The organism is Acidovorax delafieldii 2AN, assembly GCF_000175235.1.
Classification (GTDB): Bacteria; Pseudomonadota; Gammaproteobacteria; order Burkholderiales; family Burkholderiaceae_C; genus Acidovorax; species Acidovorax delafieldii_B.
The window spans coordinates 20,132-40,119 of record NZ_ACQT01000015.1 but is presented as its reverse complement, the minus strand read 5'-3'; the positions used below and the strand labels follow the sequence as shown (position 1 = coordinate 40,119).

Annotated in this window: 19 protein-coding genes; 8 read left to right on the top strand and 11 right to left on the bottom strand. The window is 63.6% G+C overall.

The window, feature by feature from the left end; all coding sequences use genetic code 11:
- The 3 genes from flgA to ACDELDRAFT_RS04585 form a co-directional block, all read left to right on the top strand.
- A partial coding sequence (flgA, locus tag ACDELDRAFT_RS04595; RefSeq protein WP_005793927.1) for a flagellar basal body P-ring formation chaperone FlgA occupies positions 1-605 on the top strand: 605 nt, incomplete at its 5' end.
- Between the two features lie 93 nt (positions 606-698).
- On the top strand, positions 699-1,016 hold the full coding sequence (gene flgM, locus ACDELDRAFT_RS04590) for a flagellar biosynthesis anti-sigma factor FlgM (RefSeq protein WP_005793925.1): 318 nt from the start codon (positions 699-701) through the stop codon (positions 1,014-1,016).
- A gap of 41 nt (positions 1,017-1,057) precedes the next feature.
- Positions 1,058-1,426 (top strand): hypothetical protein, encoded by a 369-nt coding sequence (locus ACDELDRAFT_RS04585; protein WP_005793923.1) that lies wholly within the window; start codon positions 1,058-1,060, stop codon positions 1,424-1,426.
- A gap of 598 nt (positions 1,427-2,024) precedes the next feature.
- Here ACDELDRAFT_RS04585 and ACDELDRAFT_RS04580 read toward each other — a convergent pair.
- The 10 genes from ACDELDRAFT_RS04580 to ACDELDRAFT_RS04535 all read right to left on the bottom strand — a co-directional run bounded on the left by ACDELDRAFT_RS04580 (position 2,025) and on the right by ACDELDRAFT_RS04535 (position 13,010).
- The gene (locus tag ACDELDRAFT_RS04580; RefSeq protein WP_040328098.1) at positions 2,025-2,741 is read right to left on the bottom strand and encodes an RNA polymerase sigma factor FliA; all 717 of its coding nucleotides are present in this window, start codon (positions 2,739-2,741) and stop codon (positions 2,025-2,027) included.
- Positions 2,742-2,745: 4 nt separating this feature from the next.
- The gene (locus ACDELDRAFT_RS04575; RefSeq protein ID WP_005793919.1) at positions 2,746-3,543 is read right to left on the bottom strand and encodes a hypothetical protein; all 798 of its coding nucleotides are present in this window, start codon (positions 3,541-3,543) and stop codon (positions 2,746-2,748) included.
- Positions 3,536-5,023, bottom strand: a complete 1,488-nt coding sequence (flhF, locus tag ACDELDRAFT_RS04570; RefSeq protein WP_005793918.1) for a flagellar biosynthesis protein FlhF — start codon at positions 5,021-5,023, stop codon at positions 3,536-3,538. The genes ACDELDRAFT_RS04575 and flhF overlap by 8 nt, the downstream gene beginning before the upstream one ends.
- Positions 5,020-7,101, bottom strand: a complete 2,082-nt coding sequence (gene flhA, locus ACDELDRAFT_RS04565) for a flagellar biosynthesis protein FlhA (RefSeq protein ID WP_005793916.1) — start codon at positions 7,099-7,101, stop codon at positions 5,020-5,022. Before flhA ends, flhF begins: the two co-directional genes overlap by 4 nt.
- Positions 7,098-8,252, bottom strand: coding sequence for an EscU/YscU/HrcU family type III secretion system export apparatus switch protein (locus ACDELDRAFT_RS04560; protein ID WP_005793914.1), 1,155 nt, complete (start codon positions 8,250-8,252; stop codon positions 7,098-7,100). Before ACDELDRAFT_RS04560 ends, flhA begins: the two co-directional genes overlap by 4 nt.
- Before the next feature lie 98 nt (positions 8,253-8,350).
- Positions 8,351-8,971: a protein phosphatase CheZ gene (locus tag ACDELDRAFT_RS04555; protein ID WP_005793912.1), complete on the bottom strand. Its 621-nt coding sequence runs from the start codon at positions 8,969-8,971 to the stop codon at positions 8,351-8,353.
- 4 nt (positions 8,972-8,975) lie between these two features.
- Positions 8,976-9,362 carry a chemotaxis response regulator CheY gene (gene cheY, locus ACDELDRAFT_RS04550; protein ID WP_040328086.1) on the bottom strand — a complete coding sequence of 129 codons (387 nt, stop codon included), beginning with the start codon at positions 9,360-9,362 and terminating at the stop codon, positions 8,976-8,978.
- A gap of 72 nt (positions 9,363-9,434) precedes the next feature.
- Positions 9,435-10,367 carry a flagellar motor protein MotB gene (gene motB / locus ACDELDRAFT_RS04545; protein WP_005793907.1) on the bottom strand — a complete coding sequence of 311 codons (933 nt, stop codon included), beginning with the start codon at positions 10,365-10,367 and terminating at the stop codon, positions 9,435-9,437.
- A gap of 12 nt (positions 10,368-10,379) precedes the next feature.
- Positions 10,380-11,240, bottom strand: a complete 861-nt coding sequence (gene motA, locus ACDELDRAFT_RS04540) for a flagellar motor stator protein MotA (protein ID WP_005793905.1) — start codon at positions 11,238-11,240, stop codon at positions 10,380-10,382.
- A 204-nt stretch (positions 11,241-11,444) separates the two neighbouring features.
- Complete coding sequence (locus ACDELDRAFT_RS04535; protein WP_005793903.1) at positions 11,445-13,010, bottom strand: flagellin N-terminal helical domain-containing protein; 1,566 nt, start codon at positions 13,008-13,010, stop codon at positions 11,445-11,447.
- 332 nt (positions 13,011-13,342) lie between these two features.
- On the opposite strand from ACDELDRAFT_RS04535, the gene ACDELDRAFT_RS04530 reads away from it, so the two are divergent.
- From ACDELDRAFT_RS04530 to ACDELDRAFT_RS04515, 4 genes are all read left to right on the top strand, one after another.
- On the top strand, positions 13,343-14,911 hold the full coding sequence (locus ACDELDRAFT_RS04530; protein WP_005793901.1) for a flagellin N-terminal helical domain-containing protein: 1,569 nt from the start codon (positions 13,343-13,345) through the stop codon (positions 14,909-14,911).
- Positions 14,912-15,120: 209 nt separating this feature from the next.
- Positions 15,121-16,566, top strand: coding sequence for a flagellar filament capping protein FliD (gene fliD, locus ACDELDRAFT_RS04525; RefSeq protein ID WP_005793899.1), 1,446 nt, complete (start codon positions 15,121-15,123; stop codon positions 16,564-16,566).
- A gap of 59 nt (positions 16,567-16,625) precedes the next feature.
- Positions 16,626-17,081, top strand: a complete 456-nt coding sequence (fliS, locus tag ACDELDRAFT_RS04520) for a flagellar export chaperone FliS (RefSeq protein WP_005793897.1) — start codon at positions 16,626-16,628, stop codon at positions 17,079-17,081.
- A gap of 3 nt (positions 17,082-17,084) precedes the next feature.
- A complete protein-coding gene (locus ACDELDRAFT_RS04515) occupies positions 17,085-17,384 on the top strand; it encodes a flagellar protein FliT (protein ID WP_005793895.1) in 300 nt (99 codons plus the stop codon).
- Positions 17,385-17,817: 433 nt separating this feature from the next.
- Here the strand turns inward: ACDELDRAFT_RS04515 and fliE are convergent, their stop codons facing one another.
- Positions 17,818-18,129, bottom strand: coding sequence for a flagellar hook-basal body complex protein FliE (fliE, locus tag ACDELDRAFT_RS04510; protein ID WP_005793893.1), 312 nt, complete (start codon positions 18,127-18,129; stop codon positions 17,818-17,820).
- Between the two features lie 172 nt (positions 18,130-18,301).
- Here fliE and fliF point away from each other — a divergent pair, with 172 nt between their 5' ends.
- Positions 18,302-19,987, top strand: coding sequence for a flagellar basal-body MS-ring/collar protein FliF (gene fliF, locus ACDELDRAFT_RS04505; protein WP_005793892.1), 1,686 nt, complete (start codon positions 18,302-18,304; stop codon positions 19,985-19,987).
- The last annotated feature ends 1 nt before the right edge of the window (position 19,988 follow it).

Genomic DNA, 19,988 nt, shown 5'->3' with positions numbered 1-19,988 from the left:
GCTGGCTGGACGATGCCCTGGCGCGCAACCAGCCCGAGGGCTTGCCGCTGCGCATGGAAGTCAGCGTGGGAACGCTCGACAGCCGGTTGCGGCTGGCGCCTTGTGCGCGGGTCGAGCCCTACCTTCCCGCAGGGGCCCGGCTCTGGGGCCGCACACGCCTGGGGCTGCGCTGCGTCGAGGGCGCCACGGCATGGAGCGTATTTTTGCCCGTCACCATCAAGGCTTTCGGGCCCGCCTGGGTGCTGAACAACAATGTGGCGTCAGGCGTGGCATTGACGGCGGCAGACGCGACCGAGGCCGAGGTGGACTGGGCGGCCGAGGCCGCGCCCGTGCTGGCCAACCCCGATCAGTGGGTGGGGCAGGTGGCATCGCGCCAGTTGATGGCCGGCCAGGCCGTACGCCAATCGATGGTCCGGGCACCGGCGGTTTTCCGCGCAGGGGCACAGGTACGGGTAGTCACGCAGGGGCCGGGCTACATGGTCACCTCGTCTGGCCAGGCCCTCTCCAATGGCGCGACGGGCCAGACAATCCGCATTCGCATGGATAATGGCCGCACAATATCGGGTATTGTTAACGAAGATGGAACGGTTGCCGTGACTCTTTGATACGCCCTGGTCCAAAATTGGCTAAAGTCTGCCCTGATTGGGTCGAAAACATTGCTACTGTGCCCCACATCGATCGGGGTGGTGGAGAGAGCGATGAAGATTGGTCAAAAACCGGAACTCCCGGGCGCACTTGCGCAGACAGGGCTTGCCAAGCAGGCAAAAAGCCCCGCTGCAGCGGAAGAAGCGGCAAAAGGCGCTAATTCCGCGCTGGCCGCCGGTGTGCCCGTTACGGTCTCCATGACCGCCCGCACGCTGGCCCAGAACGGGCGTGCTACCGCTGACTTTGACGCAGGACGCGTCAAGGCCGTGAAGGCTGCCATCGAACAAGGTACGTTCACCGTGGACGCCGAAGCCATCGCCGACAAGATGCTGTCCAACGCCCAGGAAATCTTCTCCCGTTCGCGCGGCTGAGCTATTGCCTGTTCGCGGCTGCATCCCACCCCACAGACACCATGCAGACCGGACAGGCGCTCGCCGCCGTAGAACAGCAAATCCAGGACGTTTCCGCAGCGCTTCTGGCCGCGGATCCGCAAACCCTCGAGAAATGCAGTGTGCAACTGCGCGACGCGGCGGCCGGACTGGCCCGCATGATGGCGCAGTCGGCGCCAGCTGGCGCGTTTTCTCCCGCTGTGCAAAAGCGCCTCGAATCCGCTGCTGCGCAGCTGTCGGTCCAGCGCGAAAGCCTGGCACGCCTCGCTGCCGTTGCGGACCGGCAACTCAAAGGGCTGCTTCCGTCCTCGGATGCCGCCGCCACCTACGGCAATGCCCTCGGCGGCAAGACGCAGGGCGGGGTGGCCCGCATCTATCGCTCTGCCAGCTGACTGGATTCCGCGCGCACCGATCTTCGGTCAAGGCCGTCTCCCGGAGAGCCGCAAGCCTCAGGCTTTCGGTGCGGTCCTTCTTCCATTTTGGTTGGGCGTAGCATCCTGGTCTTTGTAGCAGTTTCAGATTGACGGGTTGCCCAAAACAGTCCACGTCATTTCTGCACCATATACGCCCATATCCAGCTCGGGGTTCGGGACCTCGTTTCCTTGGTCGCGTTTTACGATGGAGTAATCGCCGGGCTATGCATTCTGCGCGTGGCGGATCTCGGCAGTGTGGCGCCGGCCGGTGTGGTGGGGCGCCCTCCCGCAGCGCGGTGGCCCCAGTTCGGCATATGGCAGCCGCTTGACGGTCCCCCTCCCGGCACCGCCGATGGTTCGCAAGGCAGTTTTCTGGTCCCTTCCAGGCTTGCCGTCGAGCGCGCTTGGAAGGCAGCACTGTCGATGGCAGCTAAAGACCTGGGCCGCGCCGGGCTGCGCTTGAAATATGCAGAAGATTCCTATGCCGCTTACTTTCGCGATCTCGAGGGGCATAAGCTGTGCTTCGTTCATACCGCCGAGTGCGAGCGACAACCCTTGCGCGTACTGCGCTCCATGTTCAGTGGCTGCGCATTTTGGCGCGCAGGCGTGCTATCGACTGGCTGTGCAGCTGGCACACGCGGGATTCGGTAACACCCAGCACCGCAGCGATTTCCTTGAGGTTCATGTCATGTTCGTAGTACATGCCCATGATGTGCTGCTCGCGCTCGGGCAGGCTCTGGATGGCTTGGACCAGCGAGGCGCGCAACCGGTGGTCGCGCAGTAGCTCCAGCGGATCAGCGCTGCTGTCGGCCACGTGGCGGTCGAGAAAGCCTTCGTCTCCTTCGTCGCCATGGGTCATGTCCTCGAGGTACACCAGTTGGGTGCCCCGCACCTTGCCGAGCAGACTCTGGTATTCGGCCAGGCTCATGCCCATGTCGGCGGCGATTTCGGATTCGAGCGGGGGGCGCCCCAATTTCTGTTCGAGCCGCCGCAGGGAGTGTTCGATGTCCTTCTGGCTCTTGCGCGAGCTGCGGGACATCCAGTCGCCCTCCCGCAGTTCATCCAGCATGGCTCCACGGATGCGCTGCGTGGCGAAGGTCTCAAATTGCACGCCCTGCGTTGCTTCGTAGCGGGACAGCGCGTCGGCCAGTCCCATCATGCCGACCTGGATCAGGTCGTCCAGCTCAACGTTGGGCGGGAGCTTGGCAATCATGTGGTGCGCAATCCGCCGGACCAGCGGTACATGCTGGCGGATCAGCGCATCACGATCGAGCTGGCCTTTGGCGGTGTACATCAGATCAATGGCTCCGGGCGCCATGCGCAAGCATGCCTGTCAGGTTGCTGGTGGGCATTGCGCACAGCGATCCGCTGATGGTGCCCGCGTTTTCCAGCAGTTGCAAGGCCAGGCGTTGCATGTCCTGGCTGCTGTGGGCGGATATCGTCGTGGTCTGCAGCCGCCCTCCGAGGTGGCGGTCTGCGCATTGCTGCAGGGTTCGCAGGGCGCCCGAGGCTTTGGCGCGTTCGGGTGCGGAGGCGCCCTGCAGCACGGCCGCGACGGTGCAAGGAAGTCCTGCGTCCAGCGCGATTTGCTTGAGGTGCCTGTAACTCGCCAGCACCCCTGCGGCACCCGGCTGCATCACGACCAATGGCGTGGTGGCCGTGTGCGTCAGCAGGGGCCCCAGCACGCCGGCCGGAGCATGCAGAACCATCAGGCCGTAGGCGCGAAAGTAGGGAAGCAGGGCTTGCAATGGAGGCTCGTCGCGGGTTTGTGCTGTCCGGGCCAGCTCGCGCAGCCCCAGCGCGGCCGGGATCACTGCAAGGGATGAGGCGATGGCGCCCAGATCAACGCTGGCACCTTCGTGCCAGGGCGCTTGCCGCAGCAGGTGGTGCAGTCCTGGGGATGCCTGCGTTTCGTATGCGGTTGCATCCAGCACGACGACCGGGTAGCCCAGGCGCTGCAGGCTGGCGCACAGTTGCCACAGCGTCTCCAGGTCGCTCCCGGCGTTGGATTGGCTGGCCACCGCCAGCACCCGAAGTTCGGATTGCGGCGTGAAGCTGTGCAGGCCAGCGCCCTGGTGAAAGCAGGCATCAAGCATCCACGAGTCCTCGTTCGGTCATGGAGTCGGGAGAATGTGAGAAAAAGAAATTCAGGTCGGTGGCCCGGGGGTCAAAGGCCGACTTGGCGGGCGCGCGCATAGACGTGCTGATGAGCTTGTGCGCATCGGCCGTCTCCCAGTCTTCCGGAACCCGCTGGCCATTCGTGACGCCGCGCAGCACCATCTGGTGGCGGATCAAGGCGTCGAGCGCAGGGCCCAGCTTCACGGCTTCGTCCACCTTCGACAGTATCGCCTGTTGCGATCCCGTGGTTTTGAAGGCGGTCAGCACATCGTCGAGCGTATCGCCGTGGCAACCGGCGTTGAGCACCAGCAGGCGGTTGACATGCGGCAGGTCCAGCACATCCAGCATTTCGCGCTTGCGCGGGTCGCGCGGGGCCACGCCCGTGGTGTCAATCAGCACCATCTTCTTGCCGCTGAGTAGCCCCAGCAGATCTTGCAAGGCGGCGCGGTCGTGGGCCAGATGGGCCACGATGCCCAGCATGCGGCCATAAGTGCGCAGCTGTTCGTGGGCTCCCACGCGGTAGGTATCGAGGGTGATCAAGCCCACGCTGCCAGGGCCATGGATGCGGGCGCAGTGGGCAGCGAGCTTGGCGGTGGTGGTGGTCTTGCCCACGCCGGTGGAACCCACCAGCGCGAAGATGCCGCCTTCCTCGTAGAGAGGGGGCGCGTGCATGTCGGTCTTGAGGTTGCGTTCGAGCACCTCCATCAACCAACGAACCGATTCGGCGGCCGAGAGTTCTTCGGGCATGCGTTCGAGCACGGCCCTTGCGAGGGCTGGGGAATAGCCTGCGCGAATCAGCTTGAGCATCAGGTTCGAATGGATCGGGTTCTGCCGCGCCTGGCCCAACCACGCCAGGGTGTTGAAGCGGTCTTCGATCAGCTCTTTCATGGCCTGAAGCTCGTTCATTACGCTCTGCTGGCCGGCCGATGCGGCGGGTGCCGCGGCTGGGGCATCATGGCGGCGCCGGGGTGCGGTTTCTGCAGGCGTGTCCATGGGAATGGTGCGCAGCGGGTTGTGGCGCGCCACGTGCGCCGTGGGCATGCGTTCACGGTCGGAGGTGTGATCCCTGCCCCGATCGGTAAAGGCCGGACTTTCGGCGGGGCCCTTGAGCGCCTCGTGGCGGCGACGCAGCATGCGCTCGCGCACGTAGTCCTGGAAGGACAGGGTGCTCATCGCGAGCTGTTCCGTGTCTTCTTCGACTGGATTGCGGGAGGTCGGTTGGGCTGCGACCGGCGCGGGGCGGGCATTGCGTTGGGGAGCAGGGGACAGCAGAGCCTGCGTGTTGGATGCTCCACCACCGCTATCGAGCGCAGACAGCGTGTCTTCGGCCGTTGCCACCACCTCGACCCCGTTGGCCGTGGGCCGGTTGGACAGGATGAGCGTGCCGTCGCCAAACGCCATGCGTGCCTTGGCCAGGGCCTCGCGCGACGTGGGGGCGTGAAAGCGTTTGATGTTCATGCTGATGCACCTTTGAGGATGGGTCCAATACGGATGGTGTGGGTCTCTGGAATTTCACTGTGGGCAAGCACTTGCAGGCGTGGTGCCACGCGGCGCACCAGCCGGGAGATTGCGGTGCGGATCTGGTCGGGAACCAGCAGGCAGGCGGGCAGCCCCATCTCTTCCTGCTTGAGTGCCACCTCGGCGGCCTTCTGGGTCAGGATGTCGGCCACGCCCGGGTCCAGCGCGGGCCCTGCGGCATTGCCCAGAGCCTGCACCAGCAGGCGCTCCAGGCCGGGTTCGATGGCGATGACGTTGAGCTCGCGCGTGGGGCCGTAGATCTGCTGCACGATGGCAGGCGACAGGGCGATGCGCACGCGGCGGGCCAGTTCCACCGGGTCGGAGATGCCCACGGCATGCTCGGCCAGCGTCTCGATGATGGTGCGGATGTCGCGAATGTGCACAGACTCCTCCAGCAGCAGCTGGAGAACCTTCTGGAACGTTGCGATAGAAACCATCTTCGGGACCACTTCTTCGATGAGCTTGGGGGCCAGCTTGGCCACGTGCTCCACCAGCTGCTGGGTCTCTGTGCGGCTGAGGAGTTTGGCTGCTTGCACTTGCATCAAGTGTGACAAATGGGTGGCCATCACGGTTTCGGAATCAACCACGGTAAAACCCGCCATTTGTGCGGCTTCCTTTTGCCGTTCGTCGATCCAGTGTGCCGGCAGCCCGAAAGCGGGGTCGGTGGTGGGGGTGCCGATCAGCGGCGTGGTGATGCCGCCGGGGTTGATGGCCAGGAACATGCCGGGGAAAGCCTCGCCTTCGCCCACCACCACGCCGCGCAGCGTGATGCGGTAGCCGCTGGGCTTGAGTTCGAGGTTGTCGCGCACATGCACGGCAGGGGGCAGGAAGCCCACCTCTTGCGCAAATTTGCGACGCACGCCCTTGATGCGGGTGAGCAAGTCGCCCTGGCGGCTCTTGTCCACCAGCGTGATCAGCCGGTAGCCCAGTTCCAATCCCAGCAGATCGACGGGCTGCAGGTCGTCCCAGGTGGCTTCTCCGTCGCTGACGGGGGCGGCCGGCGCTTCGACCTCCTCAGGTACGTTCTGGCGTTGCTGCAGCAACCACGCTCCGTAGCCGATGGCGGAACCCATGGCCAGGAACACCACGTGGGGCATGCCTGGAATCAGCCCCAGCAGCAGCAGAATGCCGGCCGTCACGCCCAGCACGCGCGGCGACATGAAGAGCTGCTGCACGATCTGGCGGCCCATGTCTTCTTCCTTGCCGACGCGCGAGATCACCATGGCGGCGGCCACCGAGATCAGCAGGCCAGGGATTTGGGCCACCAAGGCATCGCCGATGGCCAGCAGGATGTAGCTATCGGCAGCCTGCGCGGCCGTCAGCCCATGCTGCAAAACGCCAATGGCAAAGCCGCCCACGATATTGATCAGCAAAATCAGGATGCCGGCGACGGCGTCGCCGCGAACGAACTTCGAGGCGCCATCCATGGAGCCGAAGAAGTTGGCTTCTTCGGAGACTTCGGCGCGGCGGCGCTTGGCTTCTTTTTCGTCAATCAGGCCGGCGTTCAAGTCGGCATCCACCGCCATCTGCTTGCCGGGCATGGCGTCCAGCGTGAACCGGGCCGACACTTCGGCAATGCGTTCGGCACCCTTCGTCACCACCACGAAGTTGATCACCACCAGGATGGCAAACACGATCAGGCCCACGGCAAAGTTGCCGCCGATCAGAAAGTGGCCAAACGCCTCGATCACCGCGCCCGCTGCGCCCGGACCGGTGTGGCCTTCGAGCAGCACCACGCGCGTCGAGGCCACGTTGAGCGACAGGCGCATCAACGTGGTGAGCAGCAGCACCGACGGGAACGCCGCGAAATCCAGCGGCCGCACCATGTACGCAGCCACCATCATCACCATCAGCGCCGTGGCGATGTTCAGGGTAAAGAACGTGTCCAGCAGCCATGCTGGAATGGGCAGCACCATCAGTGCGAGGATGGCCACCACCAGCAGCGGGGCCGACATGCCCTGGAAGGCAGCGGCGTTCTTGCCTGCCCAGCTCTGCAGCGACTTTACGGAAGTGTTCATACGGCGGTGCCTTGCGGAGCCACCCGGTTCAACGGGTCGAGTTCAGGGGGAACGTGGGGCTGCACCAGCGCGTCGGGCATCTTGCCCTCTCCACGCATCGCGGCCTTGAGGCGATAGACGTACGCCAGGACCTGGGCCACCGCCGTGTACAGCGTGGCGGGAATGGCCTGGTCGAGTTCGGCGTGCGCATACAACGCGCGCGCCAGCATGGGCGACTGCAGCACAGGAATTCCGTGCGCGCCTGCCAAGTCGCGGATCTTGAATGCAATCAGGTCGGTGCCACGGGCGATCACCTGTGGTGCGCTCATGGTCTTGTCGTCGTATTTCAATGCGACGGCATAGTGCGTGGGGTTCATCACCACGAAATCGGCTTTGGGCACGGCGCCCACGCTGGCGCGGTCGGCCATTTCGCGCTGGCGCTGGCGGATGCGGCCCTTGGTATGGGGGTTGCCATCCGACTCCTTGTGCTCCTGCTTGACCTCCTCGTGCGACATCTTGAGGCGCGACTTGAAGAAGTAGGCCTGCAGCGGCACGTCGATCACGGCTGCGAGAAACACCACCAGCAGCAGCAGGCTGGCGCCGGATGTCAGCCATTGCGCAACGTGGCGCAGCGCCAGTGGCGAGGGCTGCAGCACCAGCATGGCCATGCTATCGATGCTGTTGCCCATGAATTTCCAGGCCACGAACGAGAGGATCGCGGTCATCAGCACCATCTTGGCCACATTGGCCATTTGCTGTTTCGAAAACAGGTTGGCGGCGCCAGAGATCGGGTTCAGACGGTTGAATTGCGGCGTGATGGGCTTGGCGCTGAAGATCCAGCCCCCCGCGCCGATCGCACTGATCAGTGCCGCGCCGCTGGTCAGAACTGCGAACACAGCGCTTGCCACCAGGCCCACCATCACCATGTCCTTGAGGCGTGTGAGCATGCTGGCGGGCGCCATCACGGTGGATGAGTCGAATCTGAGCTGCTGGCCCAAGGCCCTTTGCATGTGCTCCATGAGCTGGGGGGTCAGCACCAACAGGCATGCAGCCCCTGCCCCGAGGATGGCCAGATGGGAGAGATCCCGCGAACGCGCACCCTGGCCGTCTTCACGCGCCTTCTGGAGCTTTCGCTCGGTGGCGGGTAGGCTTTTTTCTTGGCTGGATTCCATGGTGGCATGACGGCTGGTGTCATGCCATTGTCGTGAGCGACCTGGAAATCTAAAGCCCGATAAGCAGTGCGCAGGGCCTGCTTATCGGTGGGTGCGGGTCAGAAACCCAGGCTTGCCAGCAGGTCGTCCACCTGCGACTGGTTGGTGACGATGTCCGGGGTGTGCTCGGGGTCCACCACAGGGCCGGCCAGATGTTCGCGGGGAACCTCAATGGGGGGCGAGGGAGCGCTTGGCGGGGCCGTCTGGATGAGCAATTGCACCAGTTGCTCCTCGATGGTGGCTGCAAGGTTCACCACCCGGGCAATCACCTGGCCGGTAAGGTCGTGGAAATCCTGGGCCATCATGATCTCGGTCAGATGGGCATCGGCCTCCTTCGTGACCCGCTCCACATCGGTGAGGAAGTTCATGATCTCGCCCTTGGCCACTGCAGCCACGGGATCCTTCACCAGGGACGCGACAACCCGGCGCGTCTCGTCCGCAATGAAGTCATGCTGCGCCTTGGCCAGTTCCACGCGGCTGAGCACCTTTTCGGCGGCTTCACCCGTGAGGCGGGCGATGTACGACAGCCGGCTCTGGGCGTCGGGCAGTTCGCCCATCGAGCCGCGCAGTTTTTCAGCGTAGCCCAGTTCGTTCAGGGAGTCGTGCAGCTGGCGAGTCAGTTGCCCGATCTTGTGGTGCACATCGGCAGAGTCCACCTGCGGATTTTCGGAAGACGCCATGGTTTCATAACCCCATCTTCTTGAGAATCAGGGTGACCTTTTCCTCAAGGGTGGCCTTGGTGAAGGGCTTGACGATGTAGCCGGCCGCGCCTCCTTGGGCGGCGGCCACGATGTCTTCCTTGCGCGCTTCCGCCGTCACCATCAGGACGGGCAGGTGCTTGAGCTTTTCGTCCTTCTTGATTTCCGCCAGCAACTGAAAGCCGTTCATGTTAGGCATGTTGATATCGGTCACGACGAAGTCGAACTTGCTGTTGCGCAATTTGTTGAGCGCGGCAACACCGTCTTCTGCCTCGTCGGCGTCGGCAAATCCGCTTTCCTTGAGCAGATTGCGAACGATGCGTCGCATGGTGGAAAAATCGTCAACGATCAAGAAGCGAAGGGCTGTGGTCACGTGGGACCCTTTCGGTCGGAATTGGCTGTATGTATTGTCATGGGATGCAGGTTTTGTGACAAGTCGTAACGTTTACCTGCGGGAAACGGGATTTTCCTGCTTTTCTTCCAGCAATTGCGTGGAAGTGACGGCGGGAATGCCCTTGCCCATGAGTCTCTCTTCGGCTTCGCGCGTCAGAACCGTGATGGTGATACGCCGGTTGGCTGGCGCGCGCGGATTGTCGGGTTCCAGCAGATCGCTGGCGGCCAAGCCTACTACGCGCCCCAGTTTAGCGTCTGGCATGCCTGCAGAAACCAATTCGCGGCGGGAGGCGTTGGCGCGGTCTGCTGACAACTCCCAGTTGCTGTAGCCGCGGTCGCTGTTGCCGTAGGGCGCAGCGTCGGTGTGTCCCGCCAGGCTGATGCGGTTTTCAACCCCGCCCAGCGCGGCCCCGATCTCGCGAAGAATGTCGCGCATGTAGGGCTTCACCAGCGCGCTGCCGCTGTCGAACATGGGGCGGTTCTGGTTGTCCACGATCTGGATCTGCAGGCCGTCAGGTGTGACGTCGATGCGGATCTGCGACTTGTATTCGTTCAGGCGCGGATTTTCCGTGATCATGGCGTCGATCTTGGCTTGCAGGGCCTTGATGCGGGCGGCATCCTGTTTCGCACGCTCTGCCCGCGTGGTGTCGATGCTGGCGCGGCGCTCCTTGTCCTGGTCCGAGTCGGAACGCCGTACCTGGCCGTGCACCTTCGACAGGTCATTGCCCCCGCCTGGAATCACGCTGGAACTGTTGCCGGCCCCGTCGCCGCCCACCATGGCCACCTTCAGCGGAGAGTTGAAATAGGCGGCAATACCCTGCAGTTCGCCCTTGGCGGTAGAACCCAGCAGCCACATCAGCAGGAAGAAGGCCATCATGGCCGTCACGAAGTCGGCATAGGCGATCTTCCACGCGCCGCCATGAGCGGCATGGCCGCTCTTCTTGATCCGCTTGATGATGATGGGCTGGAGCTTCTTTTCTGCCATGGCAATGCGGGCCTACTTCTTGCCCTTCACATGCCCCTCCAGCTCGGAGAAGCTGGGGCGCTCGGTCGAGAAAAGCACCTTGCGGCCAAATTCAATGGCGGTGGCCGGGTTGTAGCCCTGCATGCTGGCAAGCAAGGTCGATTTGATGCAGTGAAGTTCCTTGGCGGCGTCCTCGGCCTTCTGCTCGAGCAGGCCCGCCAGGGGCTCGACGGCGCCATAGGCCAGCAAAATCCCCAGGAAAGTGCCCACCAGGGCCGAGGCGATCATGCCGCCCAGCACCGAAGGGGGTTGCCCGACCGACCCCATCGTGTTCACCACGCCCAGCACGGCCGCCACGATACCGAAGGCGGGCAGGGCGCCCGCCAGACGGGTCAGCGCGGCCACGGGGGCGTGCGCCTCTTGGTGGTGGGTTTCGATCTCGCTGTCCATGAGGGACTCGATTTCGTGCGAATTGAGGTTGCCCGACACCATCATGCGCAGGTAGTCGGTGGTGAACTCGATCACGTGGTGGTCACCGCCGACGGTCGGGTATTTCTTGAATATCTCCGATTCGGCGGGTGCCTCGACATCCTTCTCGATGGCCATCAGGCCTTCCTTGCGGGCTTTCTGCAGGATGTCATAGAGCATCGCCATCAGCTCCATGTAGCGCGCCTTGGTGTACTTGTTGCCCTTGAACACCTGCGGCAGCACCGCCATGGTGGATTTGAGCACCTTGGTCTGGTTGGTCACGATGAACGAACCCAACGCCGCACCGCCGATGGTGATCATTTCAAAGGGCAGTGCTTCCAGCAGAACCTTGATATTGCCGCCATGGGCCACGAAAACGCCAAAGACGCATCCGAAGGTGATGAAGTAACCAATGATGACGAACATGGGGCTGGCGGCTGTGAGCGAAGAGGTGGCAAAAGGTTAAGGCGTCTACGGTAAATGTATCGGATCGTTGTGATGAAAATGAAGCGTGGACCCGGCAAGTGAATGGCGCGCGCGGGGATCGGAGCAAAAAAAGAGGCCAAAATGGCCTCTTGTCCTTGTTGGGTATGCGGCGATTGCTCTTTTTATTGTAGTAAAGGGGCGGGCTCAACCCTTGAGCAGGGCCAGCACGCCCTGCGGAATCTGGTTGGCCTGGGCCACCATCGCGGTGCCGGCCTGCTGCAGGATCTGCGTGCGCGAGAGATTGGCCGTTTCCGCCGCAAAGTCGGCGTCCTGGATGCGGCTGCGGGCGGCCGACATGTTTTCCGAAGACACGTTCAGGTTGGCAATGGCCGTTTCAAAGCGCGACTGCAGGGCGCCGTAGTTCGCGCGCTGGCCGCTGATGGCAGCGATGGCGGAATCCACGATAGCCAGGGTGCGGTTGGCGCCGTCGACCGTGCTCACATCCATGTTCTGCACCGTCTGGATCTGGCTGCCGGCTGCGGCGGCAACGTTCAAAAAGCCGCCGCCCGCCGCTGCACCTGCTCCATCGACCGCGCTGAACGATTTGGAGGAGTCGAGAGTGAGCTGGCCGGTGACCACGATGTCATTGGTGCCAAAAACGCCCGCACCGGCCTGCCCCGCGATGCCCACACCGGCGCCACCCACCAAGGCGCCGCCTGCGGCATCGGTGATATTGATGGTATTGGCTGCCACCGAGTCGTTAACGATCTTGATGTCGTTACCAGCGGCATTCGTCAACACGAGGCCCGTGCCCGTGTCATTGACCCGTGCCACTACGCCGGTCTTTGCGGCTGCGTCGTTGAAGGCTTTGGCGGCATCTCCCAGGCTGTCGTTGTTCAGTGGGCTGCCGACGGTGAACGAAACAGTGACCGCTTGGCCGGAGCCGTTGTCCGAAGCCACTTTCAAGGTGTACGACGTGGCCGGGCTCAGGCCAGAAAGGCCGATTTCGGTGCGCGCGCTTGCACTGACGCCCGTTTTCTCGGTCTGCGCGTTGACGAGGGCCGCCATGTCCTTGGCAGAAGCTCCGGCGGGATAGGGAATACCGACGCTGCCGTACGCGCCATTGACGGTCAACGTACTACCGGTAATGCCCGATGCGCCCACCTTGCCCTGCGCCACCACGGCATTGGGCGTGCTGCCCAGCGTCAGGTCGCCCGCGCCGCCCGTGGTCGTGGCCGCCGTGCCGCCGATACGGTAGTTGCCATAGGCGTTCGTGCTGAAGTTCGACGAAGTGGCCGTGATGGTCTGGTTGGCGTTGGCGCCCACCTGGAAGGCGGCGCTGGTGAACGAGCCGTCCAGCAGCTTGCGGCCGTTGAATTCGGTGGTCTTGGCAATGCGGTCCAGCTCGGAGGTGAGCTGATTCACTTCGGCGTTCAGGGCCTGGCGGTCGGAGGCGCTGTTGGTGGCATTGGCCGACTGCACGGCCAGTTCGCGAACGCGCTGCAGGATGTTGCCAGCGCCGCCGAGGGCGCCTTCGGCCACTTGCGCCAGCGAAATGCCGTCATTGGCGTTGCGTGCGGCCTGGGTCATGCCCCGGATCTGGGTCGTGAACCGTTCGGAAATGGCCAGGCCGGCGGCATCGTCCTTGGCGCTGTTGATGCGCAGGCCCGACGACAGGCGCTGGATGGAGGTGTTGAGAGAAGATTGGCTGATGCCCAGGTTGCGCTGGGCGGTCAGGGAGGCGATATTCGTGTTGATCGTCGATGCCATGGCGGTACTCCTGCAGGGCTGAAAACAAACATTTCTGCCGGCTCAAGCGCTACCCCTCCGGCGGACTTTTTGGGAACGATGGAGCGATTGTGGAGAGACGCCGTCGCCCTGTTGGCTGGATAAGCGGCCCAAAAACCGGCCAATCTGCGAATTCACCCCTAAAGTTTTCCAAGCACAGCCCGAAAACATCTACAACGGGTCGTTTGAAACAAGAAGTGACACCCGCCGTTCAACAGAGGTCCCTTGGGGCGCTGTGAACCCTGCGGCCAGACGGTTCTGGGCCCAGTTGGCGGCAACGCCATATCCAGTGAGTTCTTTTCAGGAGATTTGCAATGGCTTCCACCATCAATACCAACGTCGCCTCCCTGACCGCCCAGCGCAACCTGGGCATCAGCCAAGGGTCGCTCAACACCTCCATCCAGCGCCTGTCGTCGGGCCTGCGCATCAACAGCGCCAAGGACGACGCCGCTGGCCTGGCCATTTCCGAGCGTTTCACCAGCCAGATCAAGGGCCTGAACCAGGCCGTGCGCAATGCCAATGACGGCATTTCGCTGGCGCAAACGGCTGAAGGCGCGCTCAAGAGCTCGGGCGACATCCTGCAGCGCGTTCGCGAACTGGCCGTGCAGTCGGCCAATGCCACCAACAGCGCCTCCGACCGCCAGGCCCTGAACGCCGAAGTGAATCAGCTCACCTCCGAGCTGGACCGCATTGCCAAGACCACCGAATTCAACGGCCGCAAGCTGCTGGATGGCTCGTTCACCAGCGCCGCCTTCCAGGTGGGCGCCAACGCCAACCAGACCATCACGGCCACTTCGTCGAACTTCAGCACGAGCTCGTATGGCAACTACCGCATTGGCGGCACGGCGGCCACGACCACGGGCGGCGCGGGCGACCTGACGCTGGGCAGCACGGCAGGTGCCCTCACCGCGCAGGGCAAAGTGGGTTCGTCAGGCATTGCAGCGGCGGGCACCATCACCGTCAATGGCGCCTACGGCAGCGCGGTGGCAAACTATGCTGCTGGTGCTTCGGCCAAGGACGCTGCTGCCGCAGTGAATGCACAAACGGAAAAGACTGGCGTGAGCGCCACGGCGCGCACCGAAGTGGGTCTGTCCGGACTGGGTGCAGGCAATTCCTACACCCTGAAGCTGGCTTCCGACAATGCCACGGGCCAGGCGGTGACGATTTCCTTCACGGTGGGCACCAAAGTTAATGCGGACGGCCTCAGCGACGCTGCCAAGGCCTTCAACGATGCAGCTGCAAAAACCGGTGTGACGGCCCGCATCAACGACAAGGGTGATGGACTGGTGCTGACCAATGCCTCCGGCAATGACATCAAAATCGTTAACGATTCGGTGGCTGCCAATACCATTGACGTCACCAATGCGGATGCCGCAAAGACGGCCTTGGCGGGCGCCGGTGCGGGCATTGCCGGCAAGGCTGGCGCTGGTGCCTTCGGTACCGATGACTTGGTGGTCACCGGCCAGCTCACGCTGGATTCTTCCAAGTCCTTCAGTGCCGTGGACTCGAAGGGTGGAGCGACCGGCGGGTTCCTCCTGGCTGCTACTTCCACTGCCAGCCAGATGCAAACGGTGCAGAACATGGACGTAAGCACGGTGGACGGCGCCAACCGCACGCTGGCTATCGTGGACGCAGCGATCTCGGCCATCAGCGGCCAGCGCGCCGCCTACGGTGCTCTGCAATCTCGCTTCGAAACCACGGTGAACAACCTGCAAGGCACCTCGGAAAACATGTCTGCATCGCGCAGCCGTATTCAGGACGCTGACTTCGCGGCTGAAACCGCCAACCTGTCGCGTGCCCAGATCCTGCAGCAGGCCGGCACTGCGATGGTGGCCCAGGCCAACCAGCTGCCCCAGGGCGTGCTGGCTCTGCTGCGCGGCTAAGAAGGCAGAGGCCGGGTTCCACCAGGAAGTCGGCCTTCCGAAACCAGGGGCGGTGGCGATGCAGATCGCCACCGCCTTGTCGCTTGGCAAAGACGGGGTGACCTTGTAGATTGGCGGCATTCTCGGGTGCTTATCGGGGGGATGTTTCCGGCCGTGACCCGGATAATCCCTGGTGATGCGAATTCAATGCGCTTTCCCGGAGGTGGATCATGGCTAGCTTTTCATCGATTGGCGTGGGCTTGGGCGGCAGCGTGGATGTCAACAAGCTCATCCAGGCTTCCGTGGACCTGGTGCGCCTGCCCATCACCAAGACCAATGGCCTGACCGATCAGCACAAGCTGGTCGAGGCCAAGATCTCCACCTTTGGCCAGATCAAGTCGCTCGTCTCCACCCTGTCGGACGCCGTGGGCAAGCTCACCAGCGTGACGGGATGGAATGCGGTGGGCGTCACGTCGTCGAACACCTCGGCCATCACCGCTTCGGCGGTGGGGGGCACGGTGGCAACCACCTTCAGCGTGGAGGTGCAGGGGCTGGCCAAGGCGCAGAACACCACTTCGGCCGCCATGCAGCCTGTGGGCGGGCCGGTGGGAGCGGGCACGCTGCGCCTGGAACTGGGCAAGTGGAGCAATGCCTCGACTTTCGTGGCAAGCGCGGCGAACCCCGTGGACATCACCGTCAGCGCCACCGACAAGCTCTCCGACATCGCGGGCAAGATCAACGGCGCTGGCGCGGGTGTCACGGCCACGATCCTCTCGGACGCTTCGGGCGAACGCCTGCTGCTGCGCAGCAAGACCACGGGAGAGGAGGCGGGCTTTCGCGTGTCCGTGACGGACGCCGACGGCAATGCCACCGACGCTTCGGGCTTGTCGCGTGTGGTGGCGGGCGCCACCACCGATCTCGCCGCCAACGCCAAGGCCACGGTCAACGGCATCGCGGTGACGTCGGCCACCAATACCTTCGCGAACACGGTATCGGGCGTGACGTTCAATGCCCTGCAGGTGACCACAGCGCCGGTCGAAATCGCGGTGGCCAAGGATTCCACGGCCGTCAAGCAGAACATCGATGCCTTTGTGAAGGCGTACAACGCGGTGAATCAGGCGCTCAACCAGATCACCAGCTACGACAAGGACACCAAATCCGCCGGCCTGTTGCAGGGTGACTCGACGGCGGTGGGGTTGCAAAACACGCTGCGTGCGGCGCTGCAGTCGGTCGCGTCGGGCACGGGCGGCGCATTCAAGACGCTTTCGGATGTGGGCATCACCCTTGCCAAGGGCGCGGACGTGCTCAAGCCCACGGGCGATCTGTCCGTGGACACCACCAAGCTGAACAAGGCGCTCGAAAACCCCGACGCCTTGAAGGCGTTTTTCAGGGGCGCCGATGGCGGCAGCGTGACCGACGGCGTCGCAGGCAAGTTCAAGGCCGTGACGGACAAGCTGCTGGCTTCCACCGGCTATTTCGCAAGCAAGGACAAGCTGCTTCAGAGCGCGCTCAAGCTCAATGAAAAAGAAGTGCAGAGCGTCGAGGACCGCGCCAGCGGCGTGGAAACCAACCTCAAGGCCCGCTATACGGCGCTCGACTCGCAGATGAGCAAGCTCAATGCGCTCAATGCCTACATTGCGCAGCAGGTGACAACCTGGAACAAGTCGTCGGGCTGATCTTCAGTTTTTGGGCCATGTGCCGATAAATGAAGTAATCAACCAAAGGAACACCAGCCATGTTCACCGCCTACAACCCCCGTGCCGCATCCGCCTACCAGCGGATCAACGTGGAAACCAGCATGCACACGATCGACCAGCACCAGCTGGTCAGCCTGTTGTTTGAAGGCCTTCTGGGTGCGATCGCCACGGCGCGCGGCGCCCTGGCGCGTGGTGACGTCGTGGCCAAGTGCAACAGCATCGCCAAGGCCATCCGCATCCTCGAAGAGGGGCTGAGCACGGCGCTGGACCGCGAGGACGGCGGTGCGCTGGCCGAGAACCTGGGTGCGCTGTACGACTACTGCCTGCACCGCCTGATCCTGGCCAATGCCCGCAATGACGACGCCCTGATGCAGGAGGTGATGCGTTTGATCGAACCCGTTGCCCAGGGCTGGAACGAAATCAAGAAAACCGGTTCACTTGCCGTTGCTGCGACGGAAGGGGCCGAATCGCGCCCCGTGATGGCGGAGGCCTGAACCATGTCCCACATGCTGATTGACTATTACAAGGCCATTGAAGACAGCAGCGCCAAAATGCTGGAGGCCGCCAAGCTCAAGGATTGGGATGGCGTGGTGCGCTACGAAGGGGCCTGTGCCGTGCTGATCGAGCAATTGCGCTTCAAGTCGCAAGAGCATGAGCTGCTGCCGGAACACCGGCGCGAGAAGACGCGCATCATGCAGCGCATCCTGCGCAACGACGCGCAGATTCGCTGCTTGGCCGAACCCTGGCTGGCGCAGTTCGAGCATCTGTTCGACGGACAGCCGCAAATGATGCACTGAGGCGGCATTGCCGCAGCCCGGTGCCTTGAGGGGCGGTTTTTCAGGCGAAATATGCCTGTAGCGCTTGTCCCATCAGCGCCGACTGCTATGAAAATGTGACAAGACCGCGTGGCGACGGAAATCCGTCACCCACCGCACGGTACAAAAAGGCCACCCCATCGCAGGGTGGCTTTTTATGGGTGAAATGGGGTTGTGGCGCTTGCCAGTCAAGCGCTGGCAGCTATGAAAAATAGAATGATGGGCAATGGGCCGTCTGCGGTGGGCCGCCCACGGAATGCGGCGCATTCAAAAAGAGCCGGGGCGTTGCTCTCGCCGATCGTGACGGCTGCCGGTTTCGATGCACTGCGGCAAGGCTGCTGCTTGGCAGCCCGGGCGTTCTGGGTCCGCCGAGACGCCGCCGAAAGTGCGGCAACGCGCCCCGCGCGCCGCGGCTTCAGACCTGCATGTTCATGATGTCGGTGTAGGCCTGCACCATGCGGTTGCGCACATGCAGCGTGGCCTGGAAGCCGATCTGCGCCTTCTGGATGGCCACCATGGTCTGCTCAAGGCTGACCGAGGGGTTTTCGAGCTGGACTTCCTGTTGCAGGTCGGTGGCGCGGTTTTGGGCGGCGCTGACCGACTGCAGTGCACCCTTGAGCGCACCAGAGAATCCCACCTCGCCGCCATCATTCTGGGGCGCTGCGGCACGGCGCGCCAGGCCGGTGCCCGAAAGGGGCGCGGTAGAGCTTGAAATGCGGAGGTCCATGGTGTGGTGGTGCGTGGCGGGGGATGGGGCAATCGTAGGGCCGTGGGCGCGGGCTATCGGGGGGAAATGATGGTCAAATGCGCGGCTTATCCAGCGAACATCCGGGTGGCGTGCCCGAATAATCGACCCAACGTCAGGACCGTCTACCGGCCCTGCCATACTGGAAAGCCAAATGTCTGCAGTTGCCGAAATTCCTGTCACTCCTCCCGCAAGCCCTGGCTGGCTGCAGCGGCTGTCGACGCTCGACCGGTCGCAGCGCATGCGGCTGGGCGTGGGCGTTGCGCTGCTGGTGGCCGTGGCCATCGCGGCCATCGTGCTCGGACGCCAGCCCGACTACCGCGTGCTGTTTGCCAACCTCAGCGACAAGGACGGGGGCGCCATCGTGGCCCAGCTGTCCCAGATGAATGTTCCCTACAAGTACGCCGACGGTGGCGGTGCCATCCTCATCCCATCCGACCGCGTGCACGACGTTCGCTTGCGCCTGGCGACCCAGGGGCTGCCCAAGGGTTCGGTGGCGGGCTTCGAGTTGATGGAATCGAACCGCTTCGGCATCACGCAGTTTCAGGAGCGCCTGAATTTCCAGCGTGGCCTCGAGGGCGAGCTCACCCGGTCGATCCAGGCGCTGTCTTCGGTGCAGGGAGCCCGTGTGCATTTGGCGCTGCCCAACCAGAACGGATTTTTCCGCGAGCAGCAGAAGCCGTCGGCTTCGGTGCTGGTGAGCCTGCACCCCGGCCGCATTCTGGACCGCGCGCAGCTGGCGGGCATCGTGCATCTCGTGGCCTCCAGCGTGCCTGAACTGGCCCCCTCTGCCGTGAGCGTGCTGGACGACACGGGCAAGCTGCTGTCGCAGTCGCCCGATACCGCAGCAGGCACGGGCGTGGATGCGCAGCAGCTGCTGTACGTTCAGCAGATCGAGCAGCAATACACCCGCCGGATCATGGACATTCTGGAGCCGGTGGTGGGGCGCAACAACGTCAAGGCCCAGGTGTCCGCCGAAGTGGATTTCAGCCAGACGGAATCGACCTCCGAGCAGCACCGCCCTAACCAGTCGCCCGACGCGAGTGCCGTCCGCAGCCAGCAGGTGGTGGAAAGCAACGGTCCCCAGGGCAATCCCCTGCCCACGGGCGTGCCGGGTGCTGCATCGAACCAGCCGCCTGCTGCGTCCACTGCTCCCATCAATGGCGCCAATCCGGCTCCGACGGCTGCCGGAGGCCAGCAGCAGGGCGCGCTGGGCGCGGGCAGCAAGCGCGAATCGGTCATCAATTACGAAGTCGACAAGACCGTGCGTGTTACGCGCGGTGGCAGCGGCGCCGTCAAGCGCCTGACCGCAGCGGTGGTGGTCAACTACCAGTCGGCCGAAGACAAGGGCAAGACCGTGGCCAAGGCGCTGACGCCCGAGCAACTGGAGCAGATGACGGCTCTGGTGCGCGAGACCATCGGCTTCAACAAGGAGCGTGGCGATTCGGTCAACCTGATGAACACCCCGTTCCAGGTGGATGTGACGCCTGCCAACGATGTGCCGCTGTGGAAGCAGCCCGAAATGCTGGAATTGGCCAAGAGCTTTGCCTGGCCCGTGGGTGCCGTGCTGTTCGCGGCGCTGGTGCTGCTGGGCCTGGTGCGCCCGGCCCTCAAGGGGCAGGAGCGCCCCCGTGCCATCGCCGTGGCCGGCGGCTCGATCGACGCCTTGGAGGCTGAGCAGCCCGAGCGTCCTGCCTTGCCGGCGCCTGCCAAGAAGGACGAGCTGCTGCCGGTGACGCCCGAGCAGCTGCGCCTGGAAGAGGCGCGCATGCTGGCCAAGGAGAACCCCATGGCCGTGGCCAATATTCTGAAAACCTGGGTGAACGGCGAACCCGTCTGAT

Bases quoted from the DNA above. Each gene is read 5' to 3' on its own strand.
- flgM (WP_005793925.1), top strand. From the start codon at position 699: ATGAAGATTGGTCAAAAACCGGAACTCCCGGGCGCACTTGCGCAGACA.
- ACDELDRAFT_RS04585 (WP_005793923.1), top strand. From the start codon at position 1,058: ATGCAGACCGGACAGGCGCTCGCCGCCGTAGAACAGCAAATCCAGGAC.
- ACDELDRAFT_RS04580 (WP_040328098.1), bottom strand. From the start codon at position 2,741: ATGTACACCGCCAAAGGCCAGCTCGATCGTGATGCGCTGATCCGCCAG.
- ACDELDRAFT_RS04575 (WP_005793919.1), bottom strand. From the start codon at position 3,543: ATGCTTGATGCCTGCTTTCACCAGGGCGCTGGCCTGCACAGCTTCACG.
- flhF (WP_005793918.1), bottom strand. From the start codon at position 5,023: ATGAACATCAAACGCTTTCACGCCCCCACGTCGCGCGAGGCCCTGGCC.
- flhA (WP_005793916.1), bottom strand. From the start codon at position 7,101: ATGAACACTTCCGTAAAGTCGCTGCAGAGCTGGGCAGGCAAGAACGCC.
- ACDELDRAFT_RS04560 (WP_005793914.1), bottom strand. From the start codon at position 8,252: ATGGAATCCAGCCAAGAAAAAAGCCTACCCGCCACCGAGCGAAAGCTC.
- ACDELDRAFT_RS04555 (WP_005793912.1), bottom strand. From the start codon at position 8,971: ATGGCGTCTTCCGAAAATCCGCAGGTGGACTCTGCCGATGTGCACCAC.
- motB (WP_005793907.1), bottom strand. From the start codon at position 10,367: ATGGCAGAAAAGAAGCTCCAGCCCATCATCATCAAGCGGATCAAGAAG.
- motA (WP_005793905.1), bottom strand. From the start codon at position 11,240: ATGTTCGTCATCATTGGTTACTTCATCACCTTCGGATGCGTCTTTGGC.
- ACDELDRAFT_RS04535 (WP_005793903.1), bottom strand. From the start codon at position 13,010: ATGGCATCGACGATCAACACGAATATCGCCTCCCTGACCGCCCAGCGC.
- ACDELDRAFT_RS04530 (WP_005793901.1), top strand. From the start codon at position 13,343: ATGGCTTCCACCATCAATACCAACGTCGCCTCCCTGACCGCCCAGCGC.
- fliD (WP_005793899.1), top strand. From the start codon at position 15,121: ATGGCTAGCTTTTCATCGATTGGCGTGGGCTTGGGCGGCAGCGTGGAT.
- fliS (WP_005793897.1), top strand. From the start codon at position 16,626: ATGTTCACCGCCTACAACCCCCGTGCCGCATCCGCCTACCAGCGGATC.
- ACDELDRAFT_RS04515 (WP_005793895.1), top strand. From the start codon at position 17,085: ATGTCCCACATGCTGATTGACTATTACAAGGCCATTGAAGACAGCAGC.
- fliE (WP_005793893.1), bottom strand. From the start codon at position 18,129: ATGGACCTCCGCATTTCAAGCTCTACCGCGCCCCTTTCGGGCACCGGC.
- fliF (WP_005793892.1), top strand. From the start codon at position 18,302: ATGTCTGCAGTTGCCGAAATTCCTGTCACTCCTCCCGCAAGCCCTGGC.